Origin of the sequence: Aurantiacibacter sp. MUD61, from assembly GCF_027912455.1 — a bacterium.
GTDB lineage: Bacteria > Pseudomonadota > Alphaproteobacteria > Sphingomonadales > Sphingomonadaceae > Alteraurantiacibacter.
In genome coordinates, this window is record NZ_CP115446.1 from 2,717,122 (window position 1) to 2,731,932 (window position 14,811).

Sequence of the window (14,811 nt, forward strand, 5' to 3'; positions counted from 1 at the left end):
TGGTAGCCTCGGCTGATGATCGACATACCGCCGCAGGAACCACCTTCCGTTGAGGAAACTATCGTCGAGCGCCTAGTTGATTGCGGTCTTAACGCTGATGGTATTACGGTGGTCGATGTTTCCGAACACTATTACGTCGACGTAGAGATACGGTCCGAAGCAAACCCACGCGAACAGCAATTCACGTGCATTCACGAAGCTGTCTCAGGTGCATTTGTCCGCTTTGATCGAACGGACATGAGCGCCGCTTACGACGCGCATGTCGCAGAAATGATGCGGCCTCAAATGTTGGAGAGTGCAGAAAGCAGGCCTTCCGAACTTGGTTTGCTTGAAGGCTTTCCTGTCCGGCAGGATTTTACCGATCTGCAAAGCTACGTCGATGCGCTCGAAAAGCATTCTGGAGTCGAAACCGAATGGCGTTTGCTCGTTTCCGGAGAAGCTGTGACACTCTGGCCCCCAGAAGAAGCTTCGTCCTCAAATTCTGACTACGAAAGCATCTCCCGTCTTCTCGCAGTGCTCATGTATGCTGGGCTCACTCAAAGCCTGCAATTCGGCTTCGTCGGGAATGAAAGCGTCAGGACCGGAGACTAATCCCGCTCCACCGCTTTCGCCTTGCGGGTCGAGAACATGCCGGTCGTGTCGACGACGGCTTTCTGCAGATAGCTGTCGCCTTCCAGTCGTTTGAACTGACGGTGGCCGACGAGGAAGGTCACGATATCTGCCGCCTCGCGGGCTTCGTCCGAGGTGACGAGCTTCACATTGTCGCGGCCTGCCAGCGACGCGGGTAGCTCCGACAAATTCGGTTCCACCACCAGCACCTGCGCGCCTTCGATGCCGGCGACTTGCTCGACGATTTCGAGCGCGGGGCTTTCGCGCACGTCGTCCACGTCTGGTTTGTAGGTGATGCCGTAGCAGGCGATCGTCGGTACCTTGAACTTGTCCGCGAGCTTGCGGATCTGGCCGACCACGCGGTGCGGCTTGTCGTCATTCACCACGCGTGCGGTGCGAATGAGGCGCGCCTCGTCAGGTGCGGAGGACACGATGAACCACGGGTCCACCGCGATACAGTGGCCGCCCACCCCTGCCCCCGGCATCAGAATGTTCACGCGCGGATGCTGGTTGGCCAGCTCGCGCACTTGCCAGATATCGGTACCCAGCTTGTCGCAGATGATCGAGAGTTCGTTGGCGAAGGCAATGTTCACATCGCGATAGGCGTTCTCGGACAGCTTGCAGAGCTCCGCCACGCGGCTGTCGGTGATGTAGCAGGTGCCCATCACGAAGCTTTGATAAAGCCGCGCAGCCTTGTTCGCGCAGTCCTGCGTCAGGCCGCCGATGATGCGGTCGTTCGAGACGAGTTCACGCAGCATCTGGCCGGGAAGGATGCGCTCTGGACAATGGCACAAAGCCACGTCCGCTTCGCTATCCTCGTCGCGGTAGCGCGGGAAAGTCAGGTCGGGGCGTTCCTCGGCGAGAATCTCGCCCAGCCGCTCGGTCGAGCCGACGGGCGAGGTCGATTCGAGGATCACCACATTGCCCTTTTCGAGCACTGGCGCGATCGTGCGCGCGGCGGCCTCGACGAAGGTCATGTCCGGGCCTTCATCCACCATCGGTGTCGGAACGGCGATCAGGAAGAATTCGGCGGGTTCGGGCGTGGTGGTGGCGCGCAGGCGCTTGGTGTCGACGGCGGCGGACAGCAGCATCTGCAGGTCCGGCTCCTGGAAATGCGCACGGCCAGCGTTGACTGCCTCCACGACGCTTTCATTCACATCGAGACCGATGACCTCATGCCCCCGGCTCGCCAACATGGCGGCGGTCGGCAGGCCGATATAGCCGAGCCCTACGGTGCAGACTTTCATTGCGCTTTTGCCTTGATGAACTGGGCGACGCTGGCGGCGATTTTTTGGGCCGCCGAGCCGTCTCCATAGGGGAAAACCTTGCGCGCGCGGCGCGCGTAATGTTCGGGGTCGTCAAGCAGGCGCGTGGCTGCGGCCATGATGCCCTCGACGCTGGTGCCGACGATTTGGGCGACGCCTGTGGCAACCGCTTCGGGCCGCTCGGTGACTTCGCGCATCACGAGGACGGGCTTGCCGAGCGCAGGCGCCTCTTCCTGGATGCCGCCGCTATCGGTCAGCACAAAATGCGCGGCTTGCATCAGCGCGACCATCTGCACGTAGTCGACCGGAGGGATGAGGTGGATGGCATCCGTATCACCCAGCCGCGCCTCGACCACGTCTTTCACCTGCGGATTGAGATGGACCGGATAAACCACTTCGACATCACCGCGATCGGCCAGCGTCTTCAACGCGTCGCAAATCCGCCCGAAGCCATCGCCAAAGCTCTCACGCCGGTGTCCGGTGACGAGGACAAGCTTCTTACCCGGATCGAGTGCCAGGCCCAGCCCCGCAAGCTCGTCGCCCTGCAGAGTGCCTGCGACATGCAGCAATGCGTCAATCCCCGAATTGCCGGTCACTTCGACATGCCGGGCATTGCCCTGCTGGGCGGGGCGTTCGCGTTTCAAATTCTGCGCGGCCGTGCTGGTCGGTGCCCAGAGCAGGTCTGCCACGGCATCGATGGAGACGCGGTTGTATTCTTCCGGCCAGGGATGACGGATATCATGGCTGCGCAGCCCCGCCTCGACATGGCCGACCGGCACGCGGTTGTAGAAGGCCGACAGTCCCGCTGCCATCGCGCTGGTCGTATCGCCATGCACCATCACGAGGCCCGGCTTGTGCTCGGCGATCAGAGCATCCAGTTCTCGCATCACGCGCGCGGTAATGTCCGATAGCGTCTGGCCCGGCGTCATGAGGTTGAGATCGATATCGGGCTGTTCGTCGAACACGGCGAAAACCTGATCGAGCATCTCGCGATGCTGGCCCGTTGTGACAACTTTCAAGTCGACTTCGGGCACCTGCCGCAGCGCGCGCACCACGGGCAACATCTTGATCGCTTCCGGGCGTGTCCCGAAGACGAGCAGGACCGGCGTCACGCTATGCGCGCCGGAAATCGAGTCTGGTGCAAGGTCAACCACGCGAGAGCCTTAGCGATTCCGCGTAAAAATAATCCTACCGCGGCGTTCACCATTGGCTTACCGAACCATCGGCTCGGCAGGTTCGCCCACGCGCACGCCTTCCTCGCCGCGCTCCGCGTCAACGGCGGCCTGCACGGCGGCATAGAAGCGATTACGCTCCGTGCCCGCACCGTCATTCCCCGTACCTTGCCGCCAGTTGGAATGCGTAGCGATCACGAGATTGCGCGCAGGATCGATGAAAATGCCCTGTCCGTAGAGACCGCTCGCAGCATAAGCGCCGCCCGGATAGGTCCACCACTGATAGGCGTAGCCACGGTCAAACCGCCCGGTTTCGAAGGCCGCAGTGGTTGCCTCATCAAACCAGCCTTCGGGCACGACCCGCTCCCCGCCAGCCATGCCGCCGCCCATCGCGAAGAGGCCGAACCGCGCCATATCGCGCGTGCTCGCCTGAATGCAGCAACCGGAAATCTCGCTACCCGAATTGGATAGGAGCCAGGTCGCATCCTGCTCCATGCCGAAGGGCGCCCAGACTTTCTCGGAGAGGTAATCGGCGAGATCCTTGCCCGTCGCCTCGCGCACCAGCACGCCGATCAGATTGGTCTCGCCGGTGTTGTAAAGCCAGCGCGTCCCGGGCTCCGCCTCGCGTGGCAGCTGGCCCATGTAATCGACAAGCGAATCAACGCCTTCCTCTTCGGAAACATGATTGTTGAAGCGCGCCACATCGCTTTCCGGATCGGTGTAATCCTCGCTCCAGCGCACCCCGCTCGACATGGTGAGGAGCTGGCGGATCGTCACATCGGCATAGGCCGAGCCCGCCATATCGGGGATATACTGCACCAGCGGATCATCGAGGCTGTCGATATAGCCATCGGCAATCGCCGCGCCGACTAGCGTGGAGGTGAAGCTCTTGGCAGCGGAGAAACTCGTCCATTTGCCATCGGCGGAGAAATCCAGGCCATAGCGTTCCAGCACGACTTCGCCGTCATGGACGACCACGATCCCGGCGGAATTCTGACTGTCCATGAAAGCGTCCATGTCGAAGGTACCGAGGTCGATCGGTTCGCCAGCGGGTAGCGGGTAGGTCGCATCACCCGCCTCGATCACCCGTGCCTCTGCCAAAGCCGGAAATGCATCCATTGCGCGAAATGCCGCCTCGCGCGTCTCCTCCGGCCAAAATAACACGTCCGTATCGGTTGGCATATTGGCGAGGACCGCGCGCTGGTCGTCCGTCAGCGTCGCGACATAGATGCCGGCCGCTGCGAGCAGCAGCACGACAATTCCGAGCAACCATTTGAGAGCGCTAGGCATTGCTCGATTAATCTCCCATCCGCGCGTCCACCGCGGCCTGCACGGCGGAATAGAAGGCAAACCGCTCTGCTCCCTTGCCGCCATTGCCTGTCGCATCGGGCCAGTTTGCGTTTGTCGCGATCACAAGGTCGCGCGAGGGATCGATGAAAATGCCCTGCCCGAAAATGCCCTGCGCGGCGTAGGTATCACCGGGGTGCGTCCACCACTGATAGCCGTATCCATCACCGCGAGCGGATAGTTGGAACGCGGGATCGGTAGCCTCGGAAAACCATCCTTCGGGCACTATCCGGTCCCCGTCGATCATGCCGTCGGTCAGGGTGAACATGCCGAAGCGCGCCATGTCGCGCGTGGTCGCCTGGATGCAGCATCCGGCGATTTCATGCCCGGTGTCACCCAGCAGCCAGCTCGCCTCATAGGCCATGCCAAAGGGCTGCCACACTTTCATGGAAAGATAATCGGCGAGCGGCATGCCGACGGCTTCGCTGACAAGCACGCCGACGAGATTGGTTTCGCCCGTGCTGTAGCGCCAGTTGGTGCCCGGCTCATTCGCGCGCGGAAGGTTGCGCATATAGCTGACGGTGACATCGAGGCCATCTTCGGCCTGATGATTGGCAAACTGGGCCACGTCCGAATTCGGATCGCCGTAATTCTCGTTCCACCGCACGCCCGAACTCATGGTGAGCAATTGGCGGATCGATACATCGTCATAGGCGGAGCCCTGCAAATCCTCGATGTAGCGGGTAACCGGATCATCGAGGCTTTCGATATGCCCATCCTGAATAGCGGCGCCGACCAGCGTGGAGGTCAGGCTCTTGGCGACCGAAAAGCTCGTCCAGCGATCGGTCGCTGTCATGCCGAGCCCATAGCGCTCCAGCACGATTTCCCCGTCATGCACAACCACGATTCCCGCCGAGCTTTGGGACTGCATGAAAGCATCCAGTTCGAAATCACCCAGATCGAGCGGCTCGCCGTCCGGCAAGGGGAGCACCGAGGTTCCGGTATCGATCGCGCGGGACTGCGCCACCTGCGGCATCTGGTCCATCATCCGGAACGCAACAGCGCGCACATCCTGCGGCCAGAACAGCACGTTGCGGTCTGCCGGGATCGCCATCTGTTGCGAGGGAGCGGCGACCGGAGCCTGAGCGACCGCCGTCGTTGGCTGGGGAGCGGGAGCGACAGAGGTTTCAGCGCTTGCATCCGGCATGGCGGAGTGCGCGCATCCCGAAAGTAAGACTGCCGCGATGCACCCGGTAAAAATCTGCGATTTCATGTCTCTCTCCCCAGTGAGTGTACTATTTGACCAGCGTCACCTGGCTGACGGTGATGCCTCCGCCGCGAAATCCGCCTTCGCAATACATCAGGTAAAAACGCCACAAGTCACGGAAACGCTTGTCGAAATCAGGCGGCAGCTTATCGGCCTTGGCGGCCGCGTCAAACTGCTCGCGCCAGATGCGCAGCGTCTCGGCATAATCGAGGCCGAAGTCTTCCTGGTCTTCCCAGCTGAGGCCCCGCGCTTCCGCAAGCGCGCGAAACTCGCTGGCGCGGATCAGCATTCCGCCGGGAAACACATAGGCCTGGATGAAATCGGCGCTCTTGGCATAGGCATCGAACAGCTCGTCGCGCATGGCGATATACTGGATCGCGGCTCGCCCGCCGGGCTTCAGGTTGCGGGCGATGCAGTCCATGAAAGTCGGCCAGTATTCACGGCCCAGCGCCTCGACCATTTCCACGCTGACGATGGCATCGAACTGGCCCGAGGTATCGCGATAATCCTGCTTCAGGAATTGCACGCCGGGGTGATGCTCTCGCGCCCAAGCCAATTGCTCTTCGGACAGGCTGATCGCATCGACGCGCGCACCTTTCTCAGCCAAATATGCAGAGAGCGCGCCCCAGCCGCAGCCGATTTCGAGCACGCTATCAGGGGTGCCCACCCGCTCTGCAAGGCGATGCCATTTGCGGTGCTGGCCAGCCTCGAGATTTTCCTCCAGCCGGTAGGCCGAAGAATAGCTCATCGTCGGATCGAGCCATGCGGCGTAGAAATCATTGCCGAGATCGTAATGCGCGTGGATGTTCTTTTCGGCCTGACGCTTGGTGTTGCGATTGAGCGCATGGAGCATCCGGCTCGCCCACCGCCACGGCCCCTTGGCCCGCGCGACATCGCCCAGCGTATCGGCATTGGCGACGAACAGGGCGAAGAAACTGACCGGATCATCGCTCGACCATTCGCCCGCTTCCCACGCCTGATAAAGGCCAACCGACCCGCCAGTCGCAATGCGCAAAAGCCCTCGCCAATCGTGCAGAGTGACCTGACACTCGAACCCCGGCGCATGTCCGCCAAGCGTTCGGCGCGATCCATCGGGCAAGACGCCGTAAAGCGTGCCAGCAGCCAGTCCCGCGTCGATTCGGTCGAGGATCTTGGAAACGGCGGGTGCCACCAGTCGCGCGAGGATGCCGGGCTTCGCGCCATACCGCCGCCCGCTTTCGAGCAGCACTCCTCCCCTTGCATTGCGGCTTGCCATGCGAACCCTATGCCGAGCGCCCGCGCAGCATTCAAGCGCAGCCTAGTCTTTGTTCGCCCTGTAAGTTTCCAGCGCCCGTTCGCGCGCTTCCTTATGGCCGATGATCTTGGATGGATAATCATACGGCTTGCAGCCGTGCTCCTCCGGATCGTGGACGGCATCGCCCTCGATATGGCTGAGTTCGGGCACCCACTGGCGAATGTAATCGCCCGCGTTGAATTTTTCCGACTGGCTGAGCGGCGCCATGATGCGCACAAACATGTTGGAATCGACGCCGGTGCCGCTGACCCACTGCCAATTGGTGGCGTTCGAGGCGTAATCGGCATCGCAAAGCGTATCCCAGAACCATTCCTCGCCATGGGTCCAATTGATCAGCAGATGCTTGATGAGGAAGCTGGCGGTGATCATACGCACGCGGTTGTGCATCCAGCCCGTCGCCCAGAGCTCGCGCATGCCGGCGTCGACGATGGGATAGCCGGTCTGGCCGCGCTGCCATTTCTCCAGCTCTTCCTGGATCACATGGCCGCGATTGGGGTTGCGCCAGAAATTCTCGTCATAGCCATCGCGGTAAGGCTCCTTGCCGTAGGCCGGAAACTGGCAAATCACGTTCTGCGCATAGTCGCGCCAGATCAGCTCTTCGCGATAGGTCGTCGCGCCATCGGAGGTGTAGCGGCTCATCGCTTCCCACAGCATCCGCGGGGAAACTTCGCCGTGATGCAGATGCGGGGACATGCGGCTGGTGCCGTGCTCGCTCGGCAGGTTACGCTTGTCGTCATAGTCCGAGACGATGTCGAGGTACTCCTCGAAAGCCTCCATCGCCGCAGAGGTGCCGTGCTGCGCGCCCCAGAAGTCGCGCATACCGCCCGCCCAATCGGGCTTGGTCGGCAGCAGGTCGAGATCGGAAAGACTGTCGCTATCCGGCCAGCTATCGGGATTGTCGAAACTCGGCTCCGGCAGGATGTCGAACCCGTCGATGGCCTGAAACATCGATTTCTTGAAAGGCGTGTAGATCTTGTAGGGATCGCCCGAGCCGGTCGTCACTGAACCGGGCGGCAGCAGGTAATTGCCATCGTGCAATTCAAGCGGGATCTCGTCTTTCAGATCGCCCTGCGCCTTGCGCCACCACGGCTCGTAATGGCGGATGGCGTGGACGCAAGCAGCCCCTGTCTCCTCGACCAGCCTGGGCAGCACATCGGTTACCTTGCCGCGCTTCAGGATCAGCCTGGAACGGTGGCGCCCCAAATCCTTTTCCAGCGCCTCGAGCGCATGATGAAGCCACCAGCGGCTCGCCCCGCCAAGCTTGTGATCGCCGGGCGTTTCATCGTCGAGGATATATACCGGGATGACCGGACCAGCCTGCGCGGCGGCGGTGAAAGCAGGATGGTCGCAAAGGCGCAGGTCGCGCCGCAGCCAGACGATTTGAGGTTCGGACACAAAGATTCCCCGTTGTTATGGGCAATCAGCGCATCAGCCGGGCGCGGGTTCCGTGCAAAACTCAGTTGGGATCGCGATGCTGAAACGGTCGCGGCTGCGTGGATCGTAGAAACGCGCATCTCCAAGGATATATGTGCCCTCTCCCGTCAGGTCGAGCACAGGCGCACGGCTCCAGAACAGAAACGCCTCGATCTGGCTGCTCGATGCCCGCGCAGCGTCGAGATCGCAGGCGGATAGCGGCGCATTGCCTACACGCTCGCCATCGATGAAATAATTGTCCGCTCCGCCGATGCCGATCGTCTCACGCTGCCAGAAGAACACCGGTGGCGGTGAGCTGATGGAGGCTACGTAAGACGCATTCTGCGCCTTGTCGTATTGGCTGATGGCGAAGTTCAGGACGATGTATATCCCAGCAATGCTCAAGACATTACGCGCCAGCTCCTGCCAGTCCCCGCCGCGCTTCTCCTTACGCAGGGAGAACCATAGACCGAACCCCATGAGCACCCACAGGAACAGGTCGATGATGAACAGCGTGTCGCCATAGAACCATTGGCTGGAAAACGGCTCCAGAAAGCGGATGCCGTAGACATTGAGCCAATCGAGCGCCGGATGCGTAAGCGCGCCGAGGAAAGCGAGACCGTAAAGCCAGCCGAAATGCACCGGCACCCTGCCCTCTGGCCGTTTTCCGCGCGATGCTTGCCAGCGATCCCAGCCCCATAGCAGGCCCGCCAGTATCAATGGCAGCAGGATGAGCGCTGGCGGCCCATGCGTGATTCCGCGCCGGAAGCCGAGGTGCTCCGTCCCTTCGAGCCAGAAAAAACACGCCGCATCCACATCGGGCAAATTCGCTCCGATGATCAGCGCGGGCATGGCGAGGCCGGTCTTTTTCTTGAGGCCCGTTTGGCCGATCAGCGCGCCAACGAGCGAATGGGTGAGATTGTCCATACCCCAGCCTTGCAGGATTGAGCCACGCAGGCACAAGCCAAAAAGCGTTGTAAATCCTTAGCACAGGCCAATTGATTTCCCCCGGCGTGCAGCATAGAGCCGCGCGAACGGCGGAGGACCGCCTGCAGCTTTGAAGCCATTCGGACACCATGCAAGCGAGCCCAATTCCTGCCCCAAGCCTGAGCCACAAGATCAAGCGCATGATCTGGTCGGCCTGTTGGCTGCTGCTCTATCGGCCGAGCCCGGTGATGCTGCACAGCTGGCGGCGGTTTCTGCTGCGCTGTTTCGGTGCAGACATTCGCGCAGGCGCCCATCCCTATCCCAGCGCACGCATATGGGCGCCATGGAACCTGACCATGCTGGAAGAGGCCTGCCTTGGTCCGCACAGCGATTGCTACAATGCGGCCCATGTGACCATCGGCAAGAAAGCCATCGTCAGCCAGAAAAGCTATCTCTGTACGCCCAGCCATGAGGCCAATGATGCGTTCCAGCTGGTCGCCGCACCGATTGTGCTCGAAGATCGCGCCTGGGTCGCAGCCTGCGCCCTGATTACCCCGGGTGTGACGATCGGCCGCGGGGCGGTCGTCGGCGCTGGGTCTGTCGTCACCAAAGATGTCGCGGCAGGAGTGATTGTCGCCGGAAACCCGGCTCGCCAGGTGGGCACCAGCGACCTTGGAAAAAGCAATGCCGGATGACACGCGCGGGACGATCATTTTTGTCAATCGCTATTTCTGGCCGGACCGCAGCGCCACTTCGCAGATTCTGAGCGATGTCGCCTTCCACCTCGCCGAAGCCGGCTACAAGGTGGAAGTTATCGCCAGCAGGCTATCGTACGAAAGCGACGAAGGCCCTTACTCGGCGAGCGAAACCCATCGCGGCGTACACATCCACCGCGTTGCGACGCCAAGCTTCGGGCGCGGCAATATCGTCGGTCGACTGATCGACTATCTCGGCTTTTATGTCAGTGCCTTTGCGAAAACGCTTGGCGTTGCCAGTTCAGGCGATGTGGTGGTCGCAAAGACCGACCCTCCCGTCCTGTCCTGGCCCATTGGCATTGCGGCACGCCTGAAAGGTGCGCGCCGGGCCAATTGGTTGCAGGACCTCTATCCCGAAGTGGCGGAGGCATTCGGCGTCATCGGCACGAACAGTATCCCCGCTCGCCTCACCCGAACCTTGCGCGATCGCTCGCTGCGCAAGGCGGATATGAATATCGCGATCGGCGAGAAAATGGCCGAACTGCTGCGTAGCCGAAACGTCGAGGCCGATCGTGTCATCGTCATCCCCAATATGACCGATGATGAAAGCATCCGTCCGATCGCTGCAGCGGATAATCCGCTGCGCAAGGAATGGGGGTTTGCCGCATCCGATTTGGTCGTCGGCTATTCAGGCAATCTTGGCCGCGCGCATGAAGTCGAAACCTTGCTTTCCGCAGCGCAGCTCCTGCATCGGGAAGGTCGCCGAGACATCCGCTTCCTGGTGATCGGCGGCGGTTTCTTGCGCGAGCATCTCGAACGCGAAGTTGAAGCCCGCGCGCTATCGAACTTCACTTTCAAATCCTACCAGCCGCGCGAGCAGCTGGGGTATTCGCTCACCGTTCCAGACGTGCACTGGGTTTCGCTCCTGCCTGCGCTTGAGGGGCTGATCGTGCCGAGCAAGTTTTACGGTGCTGCAGCGAGCGGTCGCCCGGTTGTGTTTATCGGCAGCACGGAAGGTGAGCTGGGGTCCATCGTTCCCGAGAGCAATTCGGGTGCCGTCGTCGCGGTGAACGATGCTGAGACGCTAGCAGGCTTGCTCACGAAATATGCTGACGATCCGCAGCACCGTGCCAAGCAGGGCGAGAACGCACGAACGCTTGTCGAACAGGGCTTCAACCGCCGTGCTGTGTTGTTGCAGTGGGAAGCGCTGGCGGACAAATTGATGCCGCGCGGCTGATCCTATTTCGCACCGTGGCCGGTGAAAACGACCAGAGCGGTGCGTACGAGGATCAGGAAATCCAGCCAGTATGAAAAGTTCTTGATGTAGTAAAAGTCGTATTGCAGCTTGTTATCGATATCGTGGAGGCCGGTGACATGGCCCTGGTTCACCTGCGCCCAACCCGTGATGCCGGGCCGCACGATGTGGCGATAATCGTAGAACGGGATTTCCTCACGATACCAGCGTGACAGTTCGATTGCTTCCGGACGCGGGCCGATCCAGCTCATGTGCCCAAGCATGATGTTGTACATCTGCGGCAGCTCGTCGATGCGCGTCTTGCGCAGGAACCGGCCTAGCTTGGTAATGCGCGGATCGTTGTCGCCGGTCATTGCCTTGGCCCGGCGTGCCGTCTCGTCCTCTTCCAGTTTCTCGGTCCGCATCGTGCGGAATTTCAACACGCGAAACGGAACTCCGCGATAGCCAACGCGGCTCTGGCGGAAAAATACGGGCCCCGGTGAATCGAGCTTGATCAGCAGAGCCACGCCCAGCAGCGGCAGAAAAGCCAGCGGCAAGAACACAAGACAAAGGAAAATGTCGGCGAGCCGCTTCACCCGCATGAAGCTCATATTGGGCAGCAGCGAACCAAAGCTGTTCTCGGACAGATGCTCGACCTGCACCTTGCCGGTCGCTGCCTCGATCACCTGCTTGAAGTGGAAAACGGGAATGCCTTCCAAGGCGGCATTCGCCAGAAGTCGCTCCCAGTCATCTCCGTGGTCGGCATGAAGATCGGCGACCAGTATCGCACCGCGGTGATTGGGCAGGATGGGCGACGGCATGTTGCGCACATGCAGCCCGACATTCGCCAAGCGTTTCACCCGTCCGCCCGGCACGGTGTAAAAGACGTTCTGATCATAGCGCGTCGCGATGACCATGATGCCGAGGTAAATCGTCAGCGACACGAAGAAATTCACGCCCAGGAAGGGGATGGAATAGTCGAGCCGGGTGACAAGGATGACGAGAGCGGCAAGGCCATAGCTGGCAACGAATGTCGGGATCACCGCGCCGAATTGCTTCACGCCGGGATAGATGTTCAGACGGCGCGCGAAGAAAATGCCGCAAACTGTCGCCGCGATCGACGCGATCACGCTATGCTGCACGCTTCCCATGCGCGAAAACAGGAATTCCGGCCCGAAATAGAGCAGAGAGGGCAGCAGGCAACCGAACCCCACCGCTGCAAGGACCTGCAGCGAAAAAGAGCGGTAAATACTGCGCCCATCCTGAATCAGCTCATTTGGCGCTGCCATCAGCATGAAACGCTGCCCTTCCCGGTCATTAGCAAATTGTGCGAGTGAGAAGTCGGCGGTTTACGCGCCAATTACGAAGGGAGCAAGACTCCTCCCTTCGCATTTGCGGCATTTTGTTCAAAAGACGTGTCTTTTATACCAATTGCTTGAGGTGATCGGTGTTGTACCCTTCGAGCCGATCCCATTCGCCCTTGCGAATATGCTGCGCCCAATGCGGATTGGAAATCAGCGCGCGGCCTACAGCAACCATATCGAATTCGCCGCGATCCAGCCGTTCCTCAAGATCGCGAAGATCGGTGGATTGCGTTTCCTGACCGGTAAACGCGCCGAAGAAATCGGCATCGAGGCCTACCGAACCCACAGTGATGGTCGGCACGCCGCCAAGCTTCTTTACCCAACCGGCAAAATTGAGACCGCTCTCGCCGTCCAGTTCCGGAAATTCCGGCTCCCAGAAACGGCGCTGTGAGCAGTGAAGGACGTCCGCCCCCGCATCGACGAGCGGCGTCACCCAAGCCTCCAGCGCATCGGGCGTCGTCGCAAGTCGCCGTGTGTAGTCCTGCTGGTTCCACTGGCTGATCCGGATGATGAGCGGGATATCGCCGACAGCCTCACGCGTCTGGCGGATGATTTCGGCGGCAAAGCGGGTGCGCTCTGCCAGCGTGTCGCCGCCCCAATTGTCTTCGCGGACATTCGTCACGCCCCAGAAGAACTGGTCGATCAAATAACCATGGGCGCCGTGAAATTCGATGCTGTCGAAGCCCAGTTCCACTGCATCCTTCGAAGCACGGACGAAAGCGGCGACTGCATCGGCGACGTCTTCCTCGCTCATCGCACGGCCATAGGGCTTGTCTTCCTTGTAGAGCCCTGAGGGGCCCTCTGCCGTGCCCGGACGCGGCCGATCGGGGAATTGCTCTTTCACAAGGCCGGTGTGCCAAAGCTGCGGAGCGATCGCGCCGCCCTCGCCATGCACAGCTTCCACGACATTGCGCCAGCCGGACAGTGCATCGTCGCCGTGAAAGCGCGGGATATTGGGTTCGTTGCGCGATTCCGGGCGGTCAACGCCGGTGCCTTCCGTAATGATCAGGCCGACCTCGCCTTCTGCACGCTTGCGATAATACTCGGCGACATCCGCGCCCGGCACGCCATCGGCGGAGAAATTGCGCGTCATCGGCGCCATCGCAATGCGGTTCTTCAAAGTGAGGTTGCGAATGGTGATCGGCTGGAAAAGTGCTGACATGGATGGCTATCCTTTGTGATTATCTGATGCAGGCACAATTGATGACCCCAGTTGCAAATTGCAACCCGGATTGACCGGCATCAAGATTTTCTATGCGCGAGGCGCTCAGCCATCGACCGTCCAGGTCTGGCCCTTGGCGAGCAAGGCCGCGAGGTTCGGCTCTTTGCCTTCCGACAAACGCCGGTTTTCCTCGACCACCTGCTCTTCAAATGCCGGGCGTGGATCGTCATAAAGTACGCCCAGCGCTTTCGGGAACGGGCCGAACGGCAGTTCTACCAGCATGTGGGCGATGGCGCGATTGGTGACATCGTGGCGGATCACCTTGGCAGCTTCCCAATCACCATCGACGACATCGACAACTTCCAGCCGCAGCGTATCGTGATTGAGGCTCAGGCCCTTCTCGCCCTTGGCGAACAGCATGGGCTCGCCATTCTCCAGCCAGAGCTGATTGTCTTCTGCGCCTTTGGGTGCAGCGAATTCGTTGAACACATCCTTGTTGTAGACGATGCAGTTCTGGAAAATCTCGATAAAGGCCGCGCCCTTGTGTGCATGGGCTGCCATCAACACTTCGGGAAGCTTTTTGGAAACATCGAAACCGCGCGCAACAAATCGCGCACCGGCGCCGAGCGCAAAAGCGCAAGGCTCTGCAGGCTGGTCGATCGAACCACCGGGAGTCGAAGGACTCGTCGTGCCGGGGCGGCTGGTGGGCGAGTATTGCCCCTTGGTAAGGCCGTAAATCTCGTTGTTGAACAGCATGATCTGCATGTTCACGTTGCGGCGGAGCACATGCATCATGTGGTTGCCGCCGATGGAAAGCCCGTCACCATCACCGGTGATCAGCCACACGTCGAGATCGGGATTGGCCAGTTTCACACCCGTCGCCACCGCCGGCGCGCGGCCGTGGATCGTGTGGAAGCCGTAGCTCTCGATATAATAGGGGAAACGGCTGGAGCAGCCGATGCCGCTGATGAAACAGGTGTTGGACGGATCCGCGCCAAGCTGCGGCAGCGTGCGCTGCACAGCCTTCAGGATCGCATAATCCCCGCAACCCGGGCACCAGCGCACTTCCTGGTCGGTTTCCCAGTCCTTGAGCGTCGTTTCGATTTTTGCAGGAGCGTTCAT

General features: G+C 60.7%; 12 protein-coding genes and 1 pseudogene. 3 read left to right on the top strand and 10 right to left on the bottom strand.

Annotated elements, in window-relative coordinates; translation table 11 throughout:
* Window positions 1–15 precede the first annotated feature (15 nt).
* Window positions 16–591 carry a hypothetical protein gene (locus tag O2N64_RS13150; protein WP_271078036.1) on the top strand — a complete coding sequence of 192 codons (576 nt, stop codon included), beginning with the start codon at window positions 16–18 and terminating at the stop codon, window positions 589–591.
* Here O2N64_RS13150 and wecC read toward each other — a convergent pair.
* The 7 genes from wecC to O2N64_RS13185 are packed head-to-tail and all read right to left on the bottom strand — an operon-like array spanning window position 588 to window position 9,234.
* On the bottom strand, window positions 588–1,856 hold the full coding sequence (gene wecC / locus O2N64_RS13155; RefSeq protein WP_271078037.1) for a UDP-N-acetyl-D-mannosamine dehydrogenase: 1,269 nt from the start codon (window positions 1,854–1,856) through the stop codon (window positions 588–590). The two genes, O2N64_RS13150 and wecC, sit on opposite strands and share 4 nt — an antisense overlap.
* Window positions 1,853–3,028, bottom strand: a complete 1,176-nt coding sequence (wecB, locus tag O2N64_RS13160) for a non-hydrolyzing UDP-N-acetylglucosamine 2-epimerase (RefSeq protein WP_333781562.1) — start codon at window positions 3,026–3,028, stop codon at window positions 1,853–1,855. The genes wecC and wecB overlap by 4 nt, the downstream gene beginning before the upstream one ends.
* A 57-nt stretch (window positions 3,029–3,085) precedes the next feature.
* Complete coding sequence (locus O2N64_RS13165; protein WP_271078038.1) at window positions 3,086–4,336, bottom strand: serine hydrolase domain-containing protein; 1,251 nt, start codon at window positions 4,334–4,336, stop codon at window positions 3,086–3,088.
* Between the two features lie 7 nt (window positions 4,337–4,343).
* Complete coding sequence (locus O2N64_RS13170; protein ID WP_271078039.1) at window positions 4,344–5,606, bottom strand: serine hydrolase domain-containing protein; 1,263 nt, start codon at window positions 5,604–5,606, stop codon at window positions 4,344–4,346.
* A 22-nt stretch (window positions 5,607–5,628) separates the two neighbouring features.
* Window positions 5,629–6,855, bottom strand: a complete 1,227-nt coding sequence (locus O2N64_RS13175) for an SAM-dependent methyltransferase (protein WP_271078040.1) — start codon at window positions 6,853–6,855, stop codon at window positions 5,629–5,631.
* 42 nt (window positions 6,856–6,897) lie between these two features.
* Window positions 6,898–8,289: a cryptochrome/photolyase family protein gene (locus O2N64_RS13180; protein WP_271078041.1), complete on the bottom strand. Its 1,392-nt coding sequence runs from the start codon at window positions 8,287–8,289 to the stop codon at window positions 6,898–6,900.
* Between the two features lie 33 nt (window positions 8,290–8,322).
* Window positions 8,323–9,234: a metal-dependent hydrolase gene (locus O2N64_RS13185; RefSeq protein ID WP_271078042.1), complete on the bottom strand. Its 912-nt coding sequence runs from the start codon at window positions 9,232–9,234 to the stop codon at window positions 8,323–8,325.
* Window positions 9,235–9,779: 545 nt separating this feature from the next.
* Between O2N64_RS13185 and O2N64_RS14435 the strand changes: the two are divergent.
* Both O2N64_RS14435 and O2N64_RS13195 read left to right on the top strand, forming a co-directional pair.
* Window positions 9,780–9,929 (top strand): annotated as a pseudogene (locus O2N64_RS14435) (hypothetical protein); the annotation flags it as partial.
* Window positions 9,919–11,166, top strand: a complete 1,248-nt coding sequence (locus tag O2N64_RS13195) for a glycosyltransferase family 4 protein (RefSeq protein WP_271078044.1) — start codon at window positions 9,919–9,921, stop codon at window positions 11,164–11,166. The pseudogene O2N64_RS14435 and the gene O2N64_RS13195, both read left to right, overlap by 11 nt.
* 2 nt (window positions 11,167–11,168) lie before the next feature.
* On the opposite strand, the gene O2N64_RS13200 is transcribed toward O2N64_RS13195, so the two are convergent.
* The 3 genes from O2N64_RS13200 to O2N64_RS13210 all read right to left on the bottom strand — a co-directional run bounded on the left by O2N64_RS13200 (window position 11,169) and on the right by O2N64_RS13210 (window position 14,811).
* On the bottom strand, window positions 11,169–12,452 hold the full coding sequence (locus O2N64_RS13200) for a sugar transferase (protein WP_271078045.1): 1,284 nt from the start codon (window positions 12,450–12,452) through the stop codon (window positions 11,169–11,171).
* A gap of 133 nt (window positions 12,453–12,585) precedes the next feature.
* On the bottom strand, window positions 12,586–13,689 hold the full coding sequence (locus O2N64_RS13205) for an NADH:flavin oxidoreductase (RefSeq protein WP_271078046.1): 1,104 nt from the start codon (window positions 13,687–13,689) through the stop codon (window positions 12,586–12,588).
* A 105-nt stretch (window positions 13,690–13,794) separates the two neighbouring features.
* A complete protein-coding gene (locus O2N64_RS13210; RefSeq protein WP_271078047.1) occupies window positions 13,795–14,811 on the bottom strand; it encodes a 2-oxoacid:ferredoxin oxidoreductase subunit beta in 1,017 nt (338 codons plus the stop codon).